The 20,299-nt window shown below is 63.0% G+C and carries 12 protein-coding genes; 7 read left to right on the forward strand and 5 right to left on the reverse strand.

The window, feature by feature from the left end; genetic code table 11:
* The first annotated feature begins 25 nt into the window (after positions 1-25).
* Positions 26-1,399 (forward strand): glutamate--tRNA ligase, encoded by a 1,374-nt coding sequence (gltX, locus tag AC1DLV_RS20105; protein ID WP_476836218.1) that lies wholly within the window; start codon positions 26-28, stop codon positions 1,397-1,399.
* Here gltX and AC1DLV_RS20110 read toward each other — a convergent pair.
* From AC1DLV_RS20110 to AC1DLV_RS20120, 3 genes are all read right to left on the reverse strand, one after another.
* Entirely contained in the window at positions 1,317-2,357 is a 1,041-nt protein-coding gene (locus tag AC1DLV_RS20110; protein ID WP_476801695.1) for a DUF2865 domain-containing protein, read from the reverse strand. The genes gltX and AC1DLV_RS20110 overlap by 83 nt on opposite strands.
* 108 nt (positions 2,358-2,465) lie before the next feature.
* Positions 2,466-4,784, reverse strand: coding sequence for an NADP-dependent malic enzyme (locus tag AC1DLV_RS20115; RefSeq protein WP_476801696.1), 2,319 nt, complete (start codon positions 4,782-4,784; stop codon positions 2,466-2,468).
* Between the two features lie 169 nt (positions 4,785-4,953).
* On the reverse strand, positions 4,954-5,733 hold the full coding sequence (locus AC1DLV_RS20120; RefSeq protein ID WP_476801697.1) for an SDR family oxidoreductase: 780 nt from the start codon (positions 5,731-5,733) through the stop codon (positions 4,954-4,956).
* Positions 5,734-5,852: 119 nt separating this feature from the next.
* Here AC1DLV_RS20120 and AC1DLV_RS20125 point away from each other — a divergent pair, with 119 nt between their 5' ends.
* A complete protein-coding gene (locus AC1DLV_RS20125) occupies positions 5,853-6,671 on the forward strand; it encodes a UDP-2,3-diacylglucosamine diphosphatase (RefSeq protein ID WP_476801698.1) in 819 nt (272 codons plus the stop codon).
* A gap of 307 nt (positions 6,672-6,978) precedes the next feature.
* Positions 6,979-8,202 carry an MFS transporter gene (locus AC1DLV_RS20130; protein ID WP_476801699.1) on the forward strand — a complete coding sequence of 408 codons (1,224 nt, stop codon included), beginning with the start codon at positions 6,979-6,981 and terminating at the stop codon, positions 8,200-8,202.
* On the opposite strand, the gene dgcA is transcribed toward AC1DLV_RS20130, so the two are convergent.
* Complete coding sequence (gene dgcA / locus AC1DLV_RS20135; RefSeq protein ID WP_476801700.1) at positions 8,164-9,147, reverse strand: N-acetyl-D-Glu racemase DgcA; 984 nt, start codon at positions 9,145-9,147, stop codon at positions 8,164-8,166. The genes AC1DLV_RS20130 and dgcA overlap by 39 nt on opposite strands.
* 77 nt (positions 9,148-9,224) lie before the next feature.
* On the opposite strand from dgcA, the gene AC1DLV_RS20140 reads away from it, so the two are divergent.
* The 4 genes from AC1DLV_RS20140 to AC1DLV_RS20155 all read left to right on the forward strand — a co-directional run bounded on the left by AC1DLV_RS20140 (position 9,225) and on the right by AC1DLV_RS20155 (position 13,304).
* On the forward strand, positions 9,225-10,412 hold the full coding sequence (locus AC1DLV_RS20140) for an MlaE family ABC transporter permease (protein WP_476801701.1): 1,188 nt from the start codon (positions 9,225-9,227) through the stop codon (positions 10,410-10,412).
* A gap of 1 nt (position 10,413) precedes the next feature.
* Positions 10,414-11,235: an ABC transporter ATP-binding protein gene (locus AC1DLV_RS20145; RefSeq protein WP_476801702.1), complete on the forward strand. Its 822-nt coding sequence runs from the start codon at positions 10,414-10,416 to the stop codon at positions 11,233-11,235.
* Positions 11,236-11,249: 14 nt separating this feature from the next.
* Entirely contained in the window at positions 11,250-12,623 is a 1,374-nt protein-coding gene (locus AC1DLV_RS20150; protein WP_476801703.1) for an MlaD family protein, read from the forward strand.
* 81 nt (positions 12,624-12,704) lie between these two features.
* A complete protein-coding gene (locus AC1DLV_RS20155) occupies positions 12,705-13,304 on the forward strand; it encodes an ABC-type transport auxiliary lipoprotein family protein (RefSeq protein WP_476801704.1) in 600 nt (199 codons plus the stop codon).
* A 236-nt stretch (positions 13,305-13,540) separates the two neighbouring features.
* On the opposite strand, the gene AC1DLV_RS20160 is transcribed toward AC1DLV_RS20155, so the two are convergent.
* Positions 13,541-20,056: a coiled-coil domain-containing protein gene (locus AC1DLV_RS20160; RefSeq protein ID WP_476801705.1), complete on the reverse strand. Its 6,516-nt coding sequence runs from the start codon at positions 20,054-20,056 to the stop codon at positions 13,541-13,543.
* Between the last annotated feature and the right edge of the window lie 243 nt (positions 20,057-20,299).

The following is a 20,299-nucleotide window of genomic DNA, read 5'->3' on the forward strand; positions in this document are numbered from 1 at the left end:
ACGAGCCTTCCGCTACGCCCCAATCATGACAGTTAAAGTTCGCTTCGCTCCTTCGCCCACCGGCCGCATCCACATCGGCAATGCGCGCACGGCTCTGTTCAATTGGCTGTTCGCCCTCAAGCACAAGGGGCGCTTCGTTCAGCGGTTCGATGACACCGATGCTGATCGTTCGCGTCAGGAATTCGCCGACTCGATTTTGTACGACCTGCATTGGCTTGGCATCTTCCCGGACCAGACCGAATACCAGTCGCGCCGCTTTGCCAGCTATGATGCTGCGGTCGACAAGCTCAGGGCGGCTGGCGTGCTCTATCCGTGTTACGAAACGCCGGAGGAGCTTGACCTGCGCCGCAAGGTTCGCCGCACCCGCGGCCTGCCGCCGGTCTATGGCCGCGAGGCGTTGAAGCTGACCAATGAGGAGCGTGCTGCCTATGTGCAGGACGGCCGCAAGGCGCATTGGCGGTTCCTGCTACCGAACTTCAAGTCCGACCCGTTCGAAACCGAACGTACCGAGGTCCACTGGAACGATCTGGTTCGCGGCGAAGAGACCGTCGACCTGGCGTCGCTGTCCGACCCGGTCCTGGTGCGCGAGGATGGCACCTATCTCTACACGCTGCCGTCTGTTGTGGACGACATCGAGATGGAGATCAGCCATGTCATTCGCGGTGACGATCACGTCACCAATACCGGCGTGCAGATAGCACTTTTCCGCGCCCTCGGGGCCGAGCCGCCGGTGTTCGGCCACCACAACCTGCTGACGACCGCTTCAGGCGAAGGCCTGTCCAAGCGCAGCGGCGCGTTGTCGATCGAAAGCTTGCGTGAAAGCGGCATCGAGCCGATGTCGGTCGCCTCGCTTGCCGTACTCGTCGGCACGTCCGAGAATGTCACGGCTGTCGCCAATCTTGTCGACCTCGCCGAAAAGTTCGATCCGGCGGCGACCTCCAAGTCGGCCTCCAAATTCGACCCCGACGAGCTTGTGGTGCTCAACCGCGCGCTTCTGCACCACATGCCGTTTGCCGAAGTGCGCGATCGGCTGCTGTTGCTGGGCGTCAGCGGCGAGCATGCTGAGGCGTTCTGGATGGCGGTGCGCGGCAATCTCGACCGGCTGTCGGACGCCGCATCCTGGTGGCGCATCCTGCGCGAGGGACCGCAGCCGGCGGCTGAGCTCACCGACGAGGATCGTGAATTCGTTGGCCAGGCGCTTGATCTTCTGCCGGAAGAGCCATGGGACGCCAATGTCTGGAAGGACTGGACGTCTGCGGTGAAAAAAGCGACAGGCCGCAAGGGCAAGGCGCTGTTCATGCCGCTGAGGCTTGCGCTCACCGGGCTGGAGTCGGGCCCGGAGCTCGCAGACCTGTTGCCGCTTGTGGGTCGGGAAGGAACGTTGGCCCGACGGCCCTGACCTTGCGGTCGGGATCGGGTGCGGGACGAGGCGCGATTGTCGCGGGCGCCTGCTCCACTGGCTTCGCCTGTGGGGCGCTCGGAACCGGGCGTCCTTCGCCGGCGATGACGGAAAAACTCCTGTTTTGGCTGACATTGCAGCCGCATGCCGGCACGCGCGGCAGATCGACTCGCTTGAAGCGGTAAGCCGTGGGCAGGTTTTTGTAGGGCTGGCCGGAACGGGCGGAAACCATGCTCTCCTGCGGCTGCCCCTCATTGAGGTGATAGAAAAGCTCGATCTCGGTTCCCGGGCAACTCGCTTCGCAGTTCTTCTCATCGCGCTGGAAGTCTGACAGGGCCGCAGCGTTCGACATCGGAAAGAAATAGCCGTCGCAGGTTCGCACACATAGCGTGCGGTAGTCACCAGTGGCTTGCTCCTGGCTCCTGCCGATCACGATGTGCTGCGGATAGCTCTCGGTGGGGCTCAGGTTTTGCGCGCTGCCGCCACGGATGATCGCCTCACGGATACGGTCTTCGAGCGGTTCCGTGCTGGCGGCAGCGTCCTCTTGCTCGTCGCCTTGGTCGTTGCAGCCCGCCAATTGCATCGCGTCTAGAATGCGAATGCGCTCGCGCCGCGCATTTTTGACCGGCCGCGTCGGCTGTCGGTCGAGTTTGCCGAGATTGTCCTCCATCTCGGCAATCTTGGCGTTGAGCGCGGCGCATTCGGCGATCATGTCACCCGCGATGGCGCGGCCGCAGCCGAAATCCGAGGCCTTTATGCGGGCAAGGTCGATCTCGTCTTGCTGGGTGTTGGCGGCGACCGCGAATTCGTCCGACTCCGCGAAGCTGCCAGCGGGTGAGGGCAGGCGTGCAAGTTCCGCCTCCAGCTGGAGACATTGCGGCGAGGCGGCAAGCGAGGTTGCGGTTGCGAGCAACGAAATGGCGATCGCACCCAGCCAAGCGGAGCCGAACCGCCTCACTTTGCTGCTGCCGCGCCCAAACATTTCGCCACCCTCGCAGAGTAGACTCAACCCTAGCGTCGACGAGGTTAACCGTTTCCCTGGAAGCGGCTAACCTCGGTTTGAGGATCAGTTAGTCGCGTGCGCGCGCTGCGACGCCTCGACGACCGCGAGCGCTGTCATGTTGACGATGCCGCGCGAAGTGACGGACGGCGTCAGGATGTGAGCTGGCTGGGCGGTGCCGAGCAGGATCGGGCCGACATGCAGCGCATCCATCATCGTCTTGACCGTGGTCAGCGCGATGTTGGCAGCGTCGAGATTGGGGAAGACCAGCAGATTGGCTTCGCCCTTCAGCGTCGAGTGCGGGTAGACGCGCTGGCGCAGCACCTCAGACAGTGCTGAATCGCCATGCATCTCGCCGTCACTGGCCAACTCAGGGGCAATGCGCTTCAAGATGGCAGCTGCCTCGCGCATCTTTTGGGCGCTCGAGGAATCGCGCGAGCCGAAATTCGAGTGCGACAAGAGCGCAGCCTTGGGCTCGATGCCGAAGCGGCGGATTTCGTCGGCGGCCAGCATCGTCATCTCGGCGATCTCTTCGGCCGTCGGGTCGACGGTCACGTAGGTGTCGGTGAAAAACAGCACGCCGCGCTGCGAGATCAGCATGGAAAGTGCCGAAAGGTCACGATCCTTGACGCCGTCGCGCGCGCCTACGATCAGCGTAACGTTGCGGAGGTGGCGCTCGAAACGGCCCTCCAGCCCGCAGATCATCGCGTCCGCGTCGCCGCGCTTGAGGGCGATGGCGGCGATCACCGTGTTGTTGGTGCGCACCATCGTACGTGCTGCCTCGGGCGTGATCCCCTGACGGCCGCCGAGGTCGATCAGATGGTCGACATAGTGGCGATAGCGCGGATCGTCCTCGGGATTGATGACCTCGAAATCGGTGCCGGGACGGATACGCAGGCCGTAGCGCTTGAGCCGCACCTCGATGACGTGCGGACGACCGATCAGGATCGGCTTGGCCAGCCCTTCCTCCAGCACCACCTGGGCAGCGCGCAGCACGCGCTCGTCTTCGCCGTCGGCGTAGATGACGCGCTTGGACGTCGCCTGCTTGGCGTTGGAGAAGATCGGCTTCATCACGAGGCCGGAGCGGAAGACGAAGCGGCTGAGCTTTTCGATATAGGCGGTGAAGTCGGTGATGGGGCGGGTCGCCACGCCGGTTTCGCAGGCGGCCTTGGCGACAGCCGGTGCGATCCGCAGGATCAGCCTTGGGTCGAAGGGCGAGGGAATGAGGAAATCGGGGCCGAAGGTCGGTGTTTCGCCGGAATAGGCGCGCGCGGCGACATCGGACGGTTCTTCCCGCGCCAGTGCTGCAATCGCGCGCACGGCAGCCATCTTCATTTCTTCATTGATGGCGCGCGCGCCGCAGTCGAGTGCGCCACGGAAGATGTAGGGGAAGCACAGCACGTTGTTGACCTGGTTCGGGAAATCCGAACGGCCGGTGCAGATCATCGCGTCGGGTCGGGCGGCGCGCGCCTCTTCCGGCATGATCTCGGGCTTGGGATTGGCCAGCGCCAGGATCAGCGGCTTTTCAGCCATCTGGCTGAGCAATTCCGGCTTCAAGACGCCGGCGGCGGACAGGCCGAGAAATACGTCCGTGCCACCGATGACATCGGCCAGGACACGGGCATTGGTATCCTTGACATAGGGATCCTTCCAGCGGTCCATTTCTTCGGTGCGGCCCTTGTGGGCGACGCCGAAGCGGTCGGTGACCCAGATGTTTTCCACCTTGGCGCCGAGCGATACCAGAAGGTTGAGGCAAGCAAGTGCTGCGGCACCCGCGCCCGACGTCACGATCTTGATGTCTTCGATGTTTTTGCCGGCGAGCTCCAGGCCGTTCAGCACCGCGGCTGCGACGATGATCGCCGTGCCGTGCTGATCGTCGTGGAAGACCGGTATGCGCATCTTCGCCTTGAGCTGCTCCTCGACGTCGAAGCACTCCGGTGCCTTGATGTCTTCGAGGTTGATGCCGCCAAAGGTCGGCTCCAGAGCCGAGATGGTGTTGACCATCTGGTCGATTTCGGGCGCGTCGATCTCGATGTCGAAGACGTCGATGCCGGCGAACTTCTTGAACAGGACCGCCTTGCCTTCCATCACCGGCTTGGATGCCAACGGTCCGATATTGCCAAGGCCAAGCACGGCGGTGCCATTGGAGATGACCGCGACGAGATTGGCGCGGCCCGTGTAGTCGGCGGCGGTTTCGGGATCGTCCTTGATGGCGAGGCAGGGTGCTGCCACGCCGGGAGAATAGGCCAGCGCCAGGTCGCGCTGGTTGCCAAGCGGCTTGGTCGCCTGGATTTCTAGCTTACCGGGAACCGGGTACTTGTGGAAAAAGAGCGCGGCCTGATCGAGATCGGAGGATGCTTCCTTCTTCTTGTTGTCCCCGGTCATTTTTCGCTCCTTACAGATTCCGCTTCAAAGGCCGTTATTAGCACGACCATGGCATTTTTCGAGGTGTCAACGTCCAGACGGCCGTTGAATCACTTTCAAGCTCCGGAATGGCAATCATTCCAGCTGCTTGACGCTATTGGCTGAGGTGTCGATCCAGCTCTTGTGGTGCTCAGAACGAGCTGACGTAGAGCCCGCCATCGACCGGGATGTTCTGACCGGTCATGTATCCGGCATGAACCGAGCACAAGAAGGCGCAGATCTGGCCGAATTCTTCCGGCGTGCCAAGCCGCCCAGCGGGAATTTCAGCACTCAGCCTGGCGCGTCGTGCAGCCCCTTGAGCCGGGTCCTCGATGCTGCCCGGCTCGTGCGGTCCGCGCAAACGGTCGGTGTCGAGCTTGCCCGGCAGCATATTGTTGATGGTGACGTTGCGGTCGGCGACCGTGCGGGCCACGCCGGCCAGGAAGGCAGTGAGGCCGGCACGGGCGCCCGACGACAGGTCGAGACCGGGGATCGGCGTGTAGACCGACAGCGAGGTGATGTTGACGATGCGCCCAAAACCGCGCTCAGCCATGCCGTCGATCACCGCTTTGACCAGCTCGATGGGGGTGACCATGTTGTTGGTCACGCCTTCGAGGATCTTGGCGCGGTCGAGTTCGCGGAAATCGCGATAGGGCGGGCCGCCATTGTTGTTGACCAGGATGTCGGGAGACGGGCAGGCGGCGAGCAGCGCCTTCTGTACCTCTGGATCGGACACGTCGCCGGCGATTTCCGTCACCTTCACGCCGAATCGCTGGCGGATTTCCGTTGCTGTGCGGCTGAGCGCGCCGGCGTCGCGGCCATTGAGGAAAAGCTCGCAGCCAGCTTCGGCCAGTGCGATGGCGCAACCCTTGCCGAGGCCGCGGCTCGACGCGCACACGATTGCCTTCTTCCCGCTGATGCCGAGATCCATGATGTTCGTCTCCTGTCGGTGATGACCCACCCTATGTCCAAGGGTCGACTGCCGCAACCGTCATACGCCTGTTGCAGGAATCTGGGCATAGCCACCGCGACAGCAACGGGTGGAATGCCATGTCCGGCACCAGCACACGCAGATTCCGAACGCTTTTCATCTCCGACGTCCATCTGGGCTCGAAAGCGGCGAAGGCTGAATATCTGATCGACTTCCTGCGCCACCACGAAGCCGAAAGCATCTATCTCGTCGGCGACATCGTCGATGGCTGGCGTCTGCGCCGTTCCTGGCACTGGCCGCAGGCACACAACGATGTCGTGCAGAAATTGCTGCGTCAGGCCCGCAAGGGCACTGCAATCACCTATATCGCCGGCAATCACGATGAGTTCGCCCGCATGTTCCAAGGCGTACATTTCGGCGGCATCGTCGTTGCCGACCGGGCCATCCACGAAGCCGCCGATGGCAAACGGTTCCTGGTCATCCATGGCGATCAGTTCGACGCCGTGGTGCAGAATGCGCGTTGGCTCGCCTATCTCGGTGATTTTGCCTATGACGCAGCCATGGGCCTCAACCGCCTGGTAGCGCGCTTCCGCCGCACCTTCGGCATGCCCTATTGGTCGTTTTCGTGCTGGGCCAAGGTCAAGGTCAAGAAAGCGGTCAACTTCATCGGCGCCTTCCAGGATGTGCTGACCGATGAGGCGCGGCGCTCGGAGGTCGACGGCGTCATTTGCGGCCACATCCACCACCCCGCGATCGAGAAATTCGGCGGCATCGACTATATCAACACCGGCGACTGGGTCGAAAACTGCACGGCGGTGGCCGAAAACTTCGATGGCACCTTCGTCATCCTGCGCTGGCCGCATGTCCTGGCCGGCAAGCTCGTCAACGAACCCTTCGTTCCAATGGTCATCGACCAGCGTGTCGATAAGGCCGCCTGAGCGGAAAGCAGCCATGTGTGATTCGACCGATGTCTCGCGCCATAGGCGCGAAGGGCCAGGCCATGCGGCAATCGATGCGCGCTGCGCAATGCAGCCGGTGTACAAGCGGGCGCTGCGTCTTGGCGTGCACCAGCGGCCCGCCGACGCGCCAACAACGCTTGGCAGACACAGCATCAGGCGCGTGGTCCAACCTTTGCTCCGTTCGACAGACCCGGCGGCTTTCGTGCGGCTGGCACCCATGGTAATGGGTCAGGCAAATCGGTGAGGCTTGTATGGTTCGGGTCGCGCCCGGACCCGCATATCTGCCATGAAGCTTCCCCCACTCACGCCAGAACAGCAGATCAAGCCGCAGCGCTTCGAACTGCGTATCTCACTGCTTTTCGCGGCACTTTTTGTGCCGATGGGCGTGCACCTGCCGTATTTCCCGCTGTGGCTCGAAGCCAAGGGGTTCGACCCCGAGCAGATCGCCATCGTTTTGTCGGCGCCGATGTTCCTACGCGTCATCACCACGCCGCTGATCGCCGCTATGGCCGATCGCGCCAAGGACCGTGCCAACGTCTTCATCTTCCTCGCCGCTTCGGCCTTGCTGCTGTCGCTTGGCTATTTCCTCGAGCCGACCTACCTCGTCGTGCTTGCCGTTTCGCTGGCGCTTTCGGTGGTGTGGACACCGCATTCGCCGATCGCCGATTCGCTGGCGCTCTCCGGTGTCCGCCGCTTTGGGTCGGATTATGCGGCGATGCGGATCTGGGGCTCCATCGCCTTTCTTGCCGGCAGTCTTGGTGCGGGCTTCATCCTGTCGCTGACAGGGGCTGACGCTGTGCCGGCAATCATCTCCATCGGTCTGCTTGGCTGCTTCGTGATGTCGTTTATCACGCCGCGCCTCGGTCGGCCCAGGCTTGCCTCGCCGCTTTCGGCCACCGATATGCAGCAGGCCGCACCCAAGCTTTTCAACCGCTATTTCCTGCTGATGGCCGGCGGCACCGGCGTCATCATCGGCAGCCACGGCTTTCTCTACGGTTTCGTGTCGATCTACTGGAAATCGCTCGGCATCAACGAAACCGTGGTCGGCCTGCTCTGGAGCTGGGGCGTGGTCACCGAGATCGTGATGTTCATGTTCTTCACGCGCCTGTTCGGCGCCAAATCCACGGCCTCGGTACTCATTTTGGCCGGCATCGGCGCGATCGTGCGCTGGGTCGCCTATCCGCTGATCTGGCCGCTCGGGCTCGGCGTCCCCGGCTTCTTCGCCGTGCAAAGCCTGCATTCGGTATCGACAGCGCTGGTGCTGATCGGCGTGCAGAAGCTGATTGCCGAGTCGGTGCCCGAAGAGCGCACCGGAGCGGCTCAAGGCGTCGCCTACTTCGCCAATGGCATGTCGATGGCGATCGTGACGCTGCTTTCGGGCCCGCTCTACCAGCGGTTCGGCGTCGACGGCTTTTATTTCATGGCCGTCGTTGCTGCCTGCGCGATCGTGCTTGTGGTTCTGGCGTCCCGCTCAGCCCCAAAGCTCGGGCAGGGGCGGCGACACCATTGAACCTTCGTAGATAAGCCCTGGCGAACGGTCGCGCGCCAGAAGCAGCGGGCCGTCGAGGTCGACGAACTCGGCGTCCTGGGCAAGCAGCACAGCAGGCGCCATGGCGAGCGACGTGCCCACCATGCAGCCGACCATCACCTTGAAGCCAAGGGCGCGGGCCTGATCGCGCAGTTCGAGCGCGGCCGTCAGCCCGCCCGATTTGTCGAGCTTGATGTTGACCGCATCGTAGAGGCCTTTGAGCTCGCCGAGATCGTCCGCGATATGAACACTCTCGTCGGCGCAGATCGGAACCGGATGCGGAATGCGGCCAAGGATCTGGTCGGCGCCGGCTGGCAGCGGCTGTTCGATGAGCGCGATGCCGAGTTCGGCTGCCGCGGCAAGGTTTGCGACGATATTGGCATCAGTCCAGCCTTCATTGGCGTCCAAGATGATGCGGCTGTTGGGGGCCGCTTCAGTGACGGCGCGGATACGGGCGATGTCATTGTCGCCACCGATCTTGACCTTGAGCAATGGTCGCGAGGCGTTGGCGCGTGCTTGTGCCGCCATCGCCTCCGGCTCGCCCAGCGATAGCGTATAGGCCGTCTCAAGCGGACGCGGTGATGCAAGGCCGAGCCGCGATACGACTGACATGCCGCTTGTCTTGGCCTCCAGGTCCCACAGCGCGCAGTCGACGGCGTTGCAGGCTGCACCCGCCGGCATCAGCGTCAGCAGATCGGCGCGAGTGGCACCATTTTCTATCGCGCGGCGCGCCTTTTCGATCTGCTCCCGCACGCTCTCCAAGGTTTCGCCATAGCGCTTGTAGGGTACGCATTCGCCACGCCCGATGAAATCTGATTCGGCTATCGTGCATGTGAGGACTTCGGCTTCGGTCTTGGAACCACGCGAGATGGTGAACGTTCCGGCGATGGGAAAGCGCTCATCTACGACCGAAAGGACACGCGACATGAAAATCTGCTCCGTTCAACTGCTTGGCGTGGTTGCGAAAATCGACATGCCGCAGCCGACGCGTTAAGTAGTGTGCCATGTTCACCATCGGCAAACGGGAAGCAAGCGGCGGGGCAGCCGACGGCCGAGATCACCGACCGCAGGTAGCTGTGGCGGAGCGCGAAGGCGTGCTTGCTTGCGTGTTCACCGGCATCTGGACCACCCGCACGGTTGCCTTCGTCGATGCTGAAATGCGCAAGATCGAGGCGCGCAAGGGCTTTGCGAAGCTCGCGCTCGACCTTTCCGGCATAGAGAAGATGGACACCGCCGGTGCCTGGGTCATCGACCGACTTGTCTGTGCCAATGAGAAAAAGGGTGTTGAGGTCCAGATGGAGGGCCGCAGCGATGTCGCCAAGATCCTTCTCGGTGCCGTTAGCGACGCCGTGCGGCGGGACGGCGAATCGGCCGGGGCAGGCGCACCCAATGTCGTCATCCGCTTGCTCGAGGCCATGGGTCGCCGCGTCTATGAGATGCGCGACGATTTCCTCGCCTCGATGAACATTCTTGGCGCGACCATCCGCGGCGCCCAGATGAAGCTAGGGCGCGGCCATGCCGTCAATCCGGCCGCCATCTTCAACCAGATCGATCGTATGGGCGTCGGCGCCATTCCGGTGGTCGTGCTGATGTCGGCCATCGTCGGCGGCATCGTTGCCCAGCAAGGCGCCTACCAGCTCAGCTATTTCGGCGCGGACATCTTTGTCGTCGACCTCGTCGGCGTTCTGGTGCTGCGCGAACTCGGCGTGCTGATGACGGCAATCATGATCGCAGGCCGCTCTGGCAGCGCGATCACCGCCGAGATTGGCTCGATGAAGATGCGCGAAGAAGTCGACGCGCTGACCGTGATTGGTCTCAACCCGATCGGCGTGCTTGTCTTCCCGCGATTGGTAGCCTTGGTGATCGCGTTGCCATGCCTCACCATCATCGCCAATTTCGCGGCGCTTGGCGGCGGCATGTTGGCGGCATGGCTCTATTCGGACATCCCGCCCGCCGCCTTCATCGACCGCCTGCGCCTGGCAATCGACCTCAGCACCATCTCCGCCGGTCTGATCAAGGCACCGTTCATGGCGTTGATCATCGGTACCATCGCCTCGGTCGAGGGCATGAAGGTTGGCGGTAGCGCGGAATCGCTTGGCCGCCATGTCACTGCATCGGTGGTCAAGTCCATCTTCGTCGTCATCATTCTCGATGGCCTGTTTGCCATGTTCTACGCAGCGATCAGTTTCTGACATGGCAAGCCGCGCAAAGACCATTCAGGTAGCAAGCCAAATCCCGGACGCCCCGGGCGAGGTGTTGCTTTCTGTGCGTGACCTGACGGTCGCCTTCGAGGACAAAGTCATCCTCGACAAGCTCGATCTCGATATCAAACGTGGCGAGATCCTCGGCTTCGTAGGTGCTTCAGGTTCCGGCAAGTCCGTGCTGTTGCGTACGATCCTTGGGCTGATCCGCAAAAGATCCGGCACGATCAAGCTGTTCGGGGTCGATCTTGAGACGGCAAGCGAGGAAGAGCGACTCAGGATCGACATGCGCCTCGGCATGTTGTTCCAGCACGGTGCGCTGTTTTCGGCGCTGACGGTGTTGGAAAACATTCAGGTGCCGATGCGCGAATATCTCGATCTGCCGAGAAAGCTCATGGACGAACTCGCCATGCTCAAGGTCGAGTTGGTGGGGCTGCCGCCGGATGCGGCGCGCAAATTCCCCTCCGAACTTTCCGGCGGCATGATCAAGCGCGCAGCCCTTGCGCGCGCGCTGGCTCTCGATCCCGACATCGTCTTCCTCGACGAGCCGACATCGGGTCTCGATCCGATCGGGGCGGCCGAGTTCGATGAACTGGTCGGGAAGATGCGCGATACGATGGGGCTGACCGTCTACATGGTCACGCACGACCTCGACAGCCTGTTTTCGGTCTGCGACCGGGTTGCCGTGCTCGGCAACAAGAAGGTTCTGATCGAAGGCACGATCAACGACATGCTCACGAGCGAAGAACCGTGGGTAAGATCCTATTTCCGCGGAAAGCGGGCACGGCAGCTTGATCTTGCGGCCAGGGCATAGAATGGAATGATGTGATGGAGACCAGGGCCAACTACGTCATCGTCGGCATCTTCACGCTGTTTTCGATCCTGGCTGCCTTTGCTTTCGTCTACTGGACGGCGGCAATCGGCGATCGCGGTGAAACGGTAACGTTGCGCGTGCGCATTCCTGGCTCCGCATCGGGATTGGCCAGGGGCAGCTTCGTGCTGTTCAACGGCGTCAAGGTCGGCGACGTCCGCCGCGTCTATCTCGACGTCACCAACCCCCAGGTGGCCATTGCCGACACCGAGATCGACAAGATGACGCCGATCACCCGGTCGACCCAGGCCGATATCGGCCTTGCCGGCCTGACGGGCCAGGCCAACATCGAGCTCAAGGGCGCCAACGTCAAGGAACCCAATCTGCTCGACCAGGCCGAGGCGGAAGGCAAGATCGCCGAGATCGTCGCCAATCCGTCCGCCGTCACCAACCTGCTGCAGACCGCACAAGACATCTTCAAGCGCGCCGATACCGTCCTGACCAACCTCGAAGGCTTTACCAACGACGTCCGTGGCCCACTGACTGAAACGGTCAACAATGCCCAGAAATTCTCCGAGTCGCTGGCGCGCAATGCCGATGGGGTCGACAAGTTCCTGGCGAGCGTGAGCGCGCTGTCCGAGGAGCTGTCAGGTGTTTCTGGCAAGCTCGACGGCACGATCACCGCTGCCGAAGGGCTACTCAAATCCGTCGATCCCGAGAAGGTGAAAAACATCGTTGCCAGTGTCGACACCTTCACCAGGAACCTCAGCGCCCAAAGCGACCAACTCGATGGCATCGTCAAGGGCGTCGACACTGCCGTCGCTTCGATCAACGATTTCGCCCAGAACACCCAGAAGACGCTGACCAAGGTCAACGGCGTGCTTGAAGGCGTCGACGCCGCAAGTGTGCGTGCATCGCTCGATAATATTCGACAGGCCAGTGAAAACGCCAACAAGGTCGCCGCCGACGTGGCCAAGGTCACCGGCAAGTTCGGCAACCGCTCCGAAGACATCGACCAGATGATCTCGGACGCCAAGCAACTGACTTCGCGCCTGAACCAGGCATCAGTGCGCGTCGACGGCGTGCTCGCAAAGGTCGACACGCTGCTCGGCTCGGGTGAGGCGAATGGGGTGATGTCCGATGCCAGCGCGACTTTGAAATCGTTCAAGCAGGTTGCCGATACGCTGAATTCACGGCTCTCAACGATCATGGATGGCCTGTCCCGCTTCTCCGGTCAGGGTCTCCGCGATGTCGAGTCGCTGGTGCAGGACTCCAGGCGTTCGATCAGCCGTATCGAACAGGCGGTCTCTGATCTGGAGCGCAATCCCCAACGCATCATCACAGGCGGCGAAGGCAGCGTGCGCGAGTTCGACGGACGGGTGCGTCGTTGACATCGCTGGCATGCCACAGCATGACAGTGCCTGAGGGTGGTTCGCGCAAAGCGCGGTTTGAGTCTTGTTCGGGGACAGCACGTGAAGGCTGCTAGATCAACATTGCTGCTCACCGCAGCCGCGTTTGCGCTGTCTGGCTGTGCCTCGTTGTTCGTTGCAACGCCTCCGCCGCTCGACACCTACGAACTTACCGCGCCTGCGGTGACTGGGCGCGGTGGCTCGAGCCATCGCCAGATCCTTATCGCCGAACCCTCCGCGCTCAAGTCGCTCGATGGTCAGAGCATCGTCATCACGCCTTCGCCCGGTTCCATCCAGTTCCTCAAGGGCGCGCAGTGGTCGGATCGGCTGCCACGCATCGTGCAGGCGCGGCTTGCGGAGACATTCCAGCGCGCCGGCGGCTTCATCGGCGTAGGCAAGCCCGGCGAGGGCCTTGCGATCGACTACCAGGTGATCGCCGAGTTGCGGAGCTTTGAGATCAAGGTCGACGGTGGCGAACGCGCCGAAGTCGAACTGTTTGTCAGGCTCCTCAACGATCGCAACGGCCAGGTGCGCGCCTCGCGTGTCTTCACCGCTAGTGCGCCGGTTTCAGGTGCCGGCAACGATGCCTATGTGGCTGCCCTCGACCGTGCCTTCGGCCAGGCTGCTTCCGAAATCGTCAAGTGGACTGAAGGGCTGATATAAGAAGGCAGTGGGGGAATAGGGCAGTAAGGCAGTCAGTGCCGACTCCGCTCCCATTGAACCGACCGTTGCCTGCTTGATCGCATTCCCGTTCTTGGCGGCGGCCTGGAAGACCCGCCAGTAGGGCGTGTCGCGAGACACCCCACCATTCCAAAACATGAGCAGATAGCAAAAGGGCAGCAGGTAACGAACCTACTGCCCTATTGCCGTATTGCCTTACTGCCCTGCGGGCTGATGCCTTACTTCAGGCGACCCGCCGCATGTGCCAGCATGGTGTAGACCTTGCCCGTATCCGAGGTCAGGTAGGTCTTGGTCATGATGTTGTCGCGGTCGTTGCGCGAGACGTCCTTGAGCAGCTTCTCGAAATCGTCGCAATAGCGGTCGACGGCAGTGCGGAACTCGCCATCGGACTGATACTTGCGGCGGATCTCGTCGAAGGTCTGCTGGCCCTTCAGCGTGTAGAGGCGGCGGGTGAACACATCGCGCTCGCCGCGACGGTAGCGATCCCAAAGCTCGATCGAGGCGTCATGATCGATGGCGCGGGCGATATCGACCGACAGCGAGTTGAGCGACTCGACCACATGCATGGGTGAACGCTGTGCCGGCACGGCGACAGGTTGGCCTGCTGGACGCCCCGACTGTTCCTCACGCGATGCACCGGTCAACAGGTCGCGGACCCATCCACCTTGCTGGCCGCGGCTGGCCGGTTCACGCGCCGGCTGCTGCAGCGGCTGGGCGGGAGCGGGGCGATCAATATCCAGCGTGCCACGCAGGGCCGTGCCACCGAGCGGTGCTGGCGGCTCGCGACGCTCGGGCTGCGGGGCAGGACGGCGCGCCGGCTGCGGCTGCGGGTTGCGCAGCGAGGCATCGGAGACATCGACGGTGCGGCCGGACTTGGCAACGATCGCTGACAGCTCCTTGAGCGCATTGATCTGCTCGGAAACGGCACGGCGGATGGCCGTGGTCGATTCCTTGGCCTCTGCCGGCATGTCGAGCACGCCCTTCTTGAGCTCGGCGCGCGTGCTTTCGAGCTCGCTCTTGATGGAGCCAGCGGTGCGGCGCATGTCCTCGGTGGCGTCGGCGAAGCGCTTGGTCGCGGTTTCGACCACATCGGCGATGGCAATGCGAATCTTGTCTGCCGATTCCATGGTCTTGCCTTCGGCGTTTTCCAGCGTCTGGCCGACAAGGCGCTCGAACGACTGCATGACGCGTTCAAGGTCTTCCGACTTCTTGACCAGGCCGACTGCGAGGTCTTCGAGCGACGACTGGCGCTCGAGCGTGTGCTCGAGGTTGCTCTGCGCCGAAGACAGCAGGTTGGACGCGTTCGACAGCAGGCGGCTGTGCTCGTCGAACTTGGTGGCGATAGAGGCCACTTCGCGCAGCGTGGTCGACGACAGGTCGGTCAGGCGATTGGTGTTGGTATCCACCAGTCGCGCAGCGCTGGAGAAGGTCTGTGCGGCCTTTTCCGTGGTTGCGGCGAAGTTCGAGGTGCTGCCGGTCAGACGATCGTCGACATTGGCGAGGTTCGCCGCGGCCTGATCGATCAGGTTGCCGAGCTGCGAGCTGGATGCCGTCATGCGGCCGATGAGATCGGCCACGCTATCGGCAAGCGTCGAGCGAGCGCCTTCGACAGCAGACAGGGTCTCGGCGGTGCGGTTGGCAAGCGCCTCGACAAGGACTGCGTTTTCGGCGCGCAGCTTTTCGGTGGCACGCGCGGTGACCTCTTCCATGCTGCGGTGCAGGTCGTTGCCGCTTTCGGCGAAACGATCGACCAGCGGACGGGCGGTCTCGTCGAGGATCTTGGCGATCTCGTTCGAACGCTCAACCAGCATGGCATTGAGTTCACGCGTGTTGGTGCCGATCGCGCGAGCGGCCTCGTTGGTGCTCTGGCCGATATGCTGGCCGACCGCCGTGAAGGTCTCGGCGACCACATTGGCGCGGGCGACGAGCTGTGCTTCAGCCTGGGCAACCTGCTCGTTGAGCTTCTGGCCCATTGTTTCCGCGCCGTAGGCGAGGCGGGCTTCGGCACTGGTCAGGTGCTCGCCGATGCGGGCCGCAACACCTTCGGCGCCGGATGCGAGGCGTTCATCGACATTGGCCAGCGTCTCTTCGATGGCGCGAGCGCGGGCATCGAGATCGGCTGAGGTACGATGGGCGCGGGCAACGACGCGCTGTTCGGTTTCGGTGAAGGCGTTGGCGATCAACGCCGCATGCTCGCCGATGCCCGAGGTGCTCTCGGCGATGCGGGCGGCAAGCTGCTGTCCGGCTTCGTCGAATGCCTGGCCGATCTCCGAAGCGCGTCCAAGCAGCGACTGCGACGTGTTGTCGACGCGAGCGGCAATGTTGTTGTCGGCTTCATCAAAGGCGCGGCTGATCTCGCTGGCGCGGCCGAGCAGCGAGTCCGCCGTCTTGTCGACGCGAGCGGCTATCCGGCTGTCAGCTTCCTCAAAGGCACGGCTGATCTCGCCAGCACGGTTAAGCAACGAATCGGCAGTCTGGTCGACGCGAGCGGCGATTCGGCTGTCGGCTTCCTCGAAGGTCCGGCCGATTTCGGCGGCACGGCCGGCAAGCGCGTCTGCCGTTTGCGTGGCGCGGGCGGCGAGCCGTTCGTCAGCCTGTTCGAAGTTGCGCACGATTTCTCCTGCACGGCTGCCAAGCGTTGCCGAGCTGTCGGCGACACGGGCAGCGATACGCTCGTCGGCTGCGTCGAAGATGCGGCTGAGTTCGCCGGCACGGTTGCCAAGCGAATCCGCGCCTTCTGCGATGCGCGAGGCGAGCTTTTCGTCGGCTGTGTCGAAGATGCGACCGAGTTCGGCGGCACGGGCAGTAAGCGCGTCGGCGGATTCGCCGATGCGCATGCCGAGCCGTTCGTCGGCGCTGTCGAAGTTGCGCAGGATGTCGCCGGCGCGGGCCGACAGCGCATCCGCCGTTTCGATGGCACGCGCGATCAGCGAACGGTCTGCTGAATCGAAGGTGCGGGCGATTTCGCCTGCCTTGGCCGACAGCGTGTCGGCGGTTTCTTCGGCACGTGCCAGGAGTGCGTTCGAGGTTTCATCGGCGCGCGCGGCAAGTCGGCGGTCAGCGTCTTCGAAAGTACGGGCGATGTCTTCAGTACGCGCGAGCAGGGCGGTCGAGGTCTGCTCGGCACGCTCGGCGATGCGGCGGTCGGCGTCGGTGAAGGCGCGGCCCGCTTCTTCGTTGAGCGCTGCGGTCACTTCCATGACCTTTTCGCGCAGGGCGCCAGCCACGAAGACCGCGCTCTTTTCGAGCACGCCACGGACATTGTCGACGCCAAGCGAGAGGGCGCGTTCCATGGAGCTGGTGCGCTCTTCGATCACGCCGGTCTGGCGACGGAAGGTCTCCTCGATCTTTTCGATGTCGCCAGCGATCGCATCGGAAATGTCGACGCGGCGTGCTGCGATCTGGTCGATATGGCCAGCGATGGCCAGGTCGATATCGCGGCGCGCATCGCCGAGTTTGCCGAGGTCTTCATCAAGCGCGCGGGCCATGGCGTTGCGGCCGTCTGCGAGTTTGCCGACATGGCCAGCGACGATGTCGTCGATGCTGGCACGGCTGTCGTTCAGCATGGCAAGGTCGGCTTCGAGCGCCTTGGTCAGCGTATCGCGGCCGGCGGCCAGCTTGTCGACCTGGCCGAGCATCATGCCATCGATCCTGGCGAGATCGGCTTCCAGTGCGCGGCGAAGGATGTCGCGGCCTTCCGCCAGCTTCTCGACCTGACCGGCAACGAGGCCGTCAATGCCCGAGCGGCTTTCGGCCAGCTTGGCGAGATCGTCTTCGAGTGCCATGGACAAGGTGCCACGCTCGGCGACGAGGCGCTCGGCATGGCTTGAAACCAGGCCCTTGACGCTGTCGAGATCCGCTTCGAGCGAACGGGCGAGCATCGCACGGTCTTCGGCAAGCTTCTCCGACTGCGAGGCAACTGTGTTGCGGATGGCGTTGAGGTCAGCTTCGAGCGCGCGCTTGAGAATGTCGCGGCCCTCGGCCAACTTCTCGACCTGTCCGGCAACGAGGCCGTCGATGCCCGAGCGGCTTTCGGCCAGCTTGGCAAGGTCGTCTTCGAGTGCCCTGGAGAGCGCGCCGCGTTCTGCAGCGAGCCGCTCGGCATGGCCCGACACCAGGCCCCTGACATTATCGAGGTCGGTTTCGAGCGAACGTGAAAGCATTGCGCGGTCCTCGGCGAGCTTCTCGGACTGCGAGGTGATCGTGCTGTGGATCGCGTTGAGATCTGTTTCGAGCGCGCGCTTGAGGATGTCGCGGCCTTCGGCAAGCTTTTCGACCTGGCCAGCGACCAGGCCGTCTATGCCGGAGCGGCTCTCTGCCAATTTGGCGAGATCAGACTCCAGCGTCTGGGAGAGCAGGACACGCTCGTCAGCGAGCTTGCCGGCGTGGTCCTCGATGAGGCCATGGACCGCCGCGATGTCCATCTGGAGGTTGTTGGAAAGGCCGGCGCGATCGGCTGCCATCTTCGACGAATGACCGTCGACAAGCGCCTTGATGCCGTCGAGGTCGCTCTCGAGCGCTTTGGACAGGCCAGCGCGGTCAGCGGCGATCTTGGACGAATGATCGTCGACCAGCGTCTTGATGCCGGCGAGGTCGGTCTCAAGCGCGTTGGCGAGGATGGCGCGGCCTTCGGCGATCCTTTCGACCTGACCGGCGACGAGGCCGTCGATGCTGCTGCGGCTGTCGGCGAGTTTGTTGAGGTCGGCTTCAAGTGCGCGCGAAAGAATGTTGCGGCCTTCAGCTAGCTTTCCGACATGGCCAGCGACCATTTCGTCAATATTCGTACGGGCTTGCACCAGTTTCTCGGAGTCTTCGACGAGCGCCTGTGCCAGCTGTTCGCGGCCCTGCGCCAGCTGCCTGAACTGGCTGCTGAGGGTGTCGTCGATAACCTGACGCGACTGGTCCAGCTTGCGCATGTCGTCGTCGAGGGCCTGGGTGATCAGGCTGCGGCCTTCGGCGAGCTTCTGCACCTGGAAGCCGACGGCGGCCTCGATGCTGGCGCGACCCTCGGCGAACTTGCTGAGGTCGTCCCTGAGTGCTGCGGCCATGCGGTCGCGCGCTTCGGACAGCTTGCGGGTGTGGTCTTCGACCGCCTGCTCGATACCGACACGCGCATCAGAGAGGCGCTGGATGTCGCCGTCGAAGGAACTCGACACCGAGTGCCGAGCAGCTTCCATGCGGCCGGCGAAATCGCTGGCGCGAGTTTCGAGCATGGTCGAGGTCGAGGTGATGATATCGGCGAGGTCGGTGCCGATCTGGGCCTTGCCCTGGTCGATCACCGCAGTCAGCGAGTCGCGTCCCTGGACGAAGGTCGAAGCGATCTCGCGAGCACGTTCGACCAGCGTCTCATTGATCTGGCGGGCGCGCGCTTCGAGCGCCGCATTGAGCTTGGCAGTGCCAGTGTCGAGTGCCTCGGCGCGCGTCTGGAATTCGCCGATCAGCGCCTGGCCACGCTCGGCCAATGTACGTTCGATGCCGTGCAAATTGGCTTCAAACTCGGAGTTGAGCGTCTTGGCAGCGCCACCGAGGAGGGAAACCATGCCCGAGGTACGGTCGTCGAGCAGGTCAGTCAGCGAACGGGTCGCCTCGTCAGTGCTCTGGGTAAGCTTGGCGATGCGCGTGTCGAGCAGGCTGGCGAAGGCCTCGCCCGAGGTCGACAGGCGGTCGCCGAGCGTCTCCATGCGGTTGTCGATGGCTTCAAACAGGCCCATGCCGCCTTCGTTGATGCGGTCGATGAGCGTGTCGCCGGAGTTGGTGATCGTCATCGACAGCTTGGTCGAGGCGTTCAGGATGCTATCGCGGATGATGTCGCTTGCCGAGCCGAGCTCGTCACGCAACGTCTCATGTGCGCCGGAAATCGATGCCCGGACACGTTCGGCATGCGAGACCACGGCTTCGCGTTCGTTGCCGAGACCGTCGACCAGCGAGCGGATACGCGCGGCGTTTTCCGAATAGGAACGCTCGATCTGGTTGACTTCGGAGTGAACCAGCGTTTCGAGTTCGACAGCACGGGCGAGCGTGCGCTCGATGCCTTCGCCCATGGCAGCCACTTCGCGGCGCACGGCCTGGCCGACCATCATGACGCGATCCTGCGCCATGTTCTCCGGCTCGGCGAGACGGAAGGCGACTTCGGTCATCGACTGGGCGGCAATACGCATTTCCTGGGCGCGGCGGATCATCGCAGCAAAAGCCCAGAACAGGGCGATCGGAACGATGGTGGCGACGACAAGCATCAGCAGGCCTGGGCGTGCCAGCGCGTCGTCTACCGAGCGGATGGTCCAGATGCTGGGCGTGACGATGCGGTCGGCAAGCGCGACAGCGCCCGCGACCCAGGCAACGGACACCACCCCGACCATCCAGTAGATGGTGCTGGAGGCGCGGCGGTTGAGGCCGTGCAGCAGCGACTTGTAATCCTTCTGGCGGTCGTCATTGGCCGGCTTGAAGCCTTCGGGCTGCAATGGCTTGGTCTCGACGGGGCGCAATTGGGCAGCGGGCTCGGCAACAGGGCGCGCGGCTACAGGTGCTGGCGGGGCCTTGGGCGCCGCGGGCTTCTGCTTGTCGCTTTCGCGCGCCAGTTCCTCAGCTGCCTGGGAAATCTGCGCTTCGAGATCGTCCATCGACGCAGCCATGTCGAGGCCGCCTTCGCCGCCGCTCAAATCGAAGTCGAGCGCCTCCTCGAGCTCCTTGGCTACGTCGAGATCGAAGTTTTTTGTCGGAGTGGATTTCTTCGCCATGCCTACGCTACCCTGTACTAAAGACGCGGAATCTCTGGACTTTCTGTCCTATTTTTGACCGCGTCCGAGGCTCAATATGGACCGCCCGTATCGTAGTGACACAATCGGGTAAAGAAAACATGCATTCGCCCCGATACGTAAAAGTTTAAATATAAGGTTAACACTGGCGTGATTGTCGGCCCCAACTCCGCAGGCTTTCGGGCTTTGTCGGGTTAACGGGTTATCCACATGGTCGCCCTAGGT

It is taken from the genome of Aminobacter sp. 01T433 (genome assembly GCF_056398585.1).

What these genes read in the sequence shown, in the direction of transcription:
- gltX (WP_476836218.1), top strand. Translation starts at nt 26, where the DNA reads ATGACAGTTAAAGTTCGCTTCGCTCCTTCGCCCACCGGCCGCATCCAC.
- AC1DLV_RS20115 (WP_476801696.1), bottom strand. Translation starts at nt 4,784, where the DNA reads ATGACCGGGGACAACAAGAAGAAGGAAGCATCCTCCGATCTCGATCAG.
- AC1DLV_RS20120 (WP_476801697.1), bottom strand. Translation starts at nt 5,733, where the DNA reads ATGGATCTCGGCATCAGCGGGAAGAAGGCAATCGTGTGCGCGTCGAGC.
- AC1DLV_RS20125 (WP_476801698.1), top strand. Translation starts at nt 5,853, where the DNA reads ATGTCCGGCACCAGCACACGCAGATTCCGAACGCTTTTCATCTCCGAC.
- AC1DLV_RS20130 (WP_476801699.1), top strand. Translation starts at nt 6,979, where the DNA reads ATGAAGCTTCCCCCACTCACGCCAGAACAGCAGATCAAGCCGCAGCGC.
- dgcA (WP_476801700.1), bottom strand. Translation starts at nt 9,147, where the DNA reads ATGTCGCGTGTCCTTTCGGTCGTAGATGAGCGCTTTCCCATCGCCGGA.
- AC1DLV_RS20140 (WP_476801701.1), top strand. Translation starts at nt 9,225, where the DNA reads ATGTTCACCATCGGCAAACGGGAAGCAAGCGGCGGGGCAGCCGACGGC.
- AC1DLV_RS20145 (WP_476801702.1), top strand. Translation starts at nt 10,414, where the DNA reads ATGGCAAGCCGCGCAAAGACCATTCAGGTAGCAAGCCAAATCCCGGAC.
- AC1DLV_RS20150 (WP_476801703.1), top strand. Translation starts at nt 11,250, where the DNA reads ATGGAGACCAGGGCCAACTACGTCATCGTCGGCATCTTCACGCTGTTT.
- AC1DLV_RS20160 (WP_476801705.1), bottom strand. Translation starts at nt 20,056, where the DNA reads ATGGCGAAGAAATCCACTCCGACAAAAAACTTCGATCTCGACGTAGCC.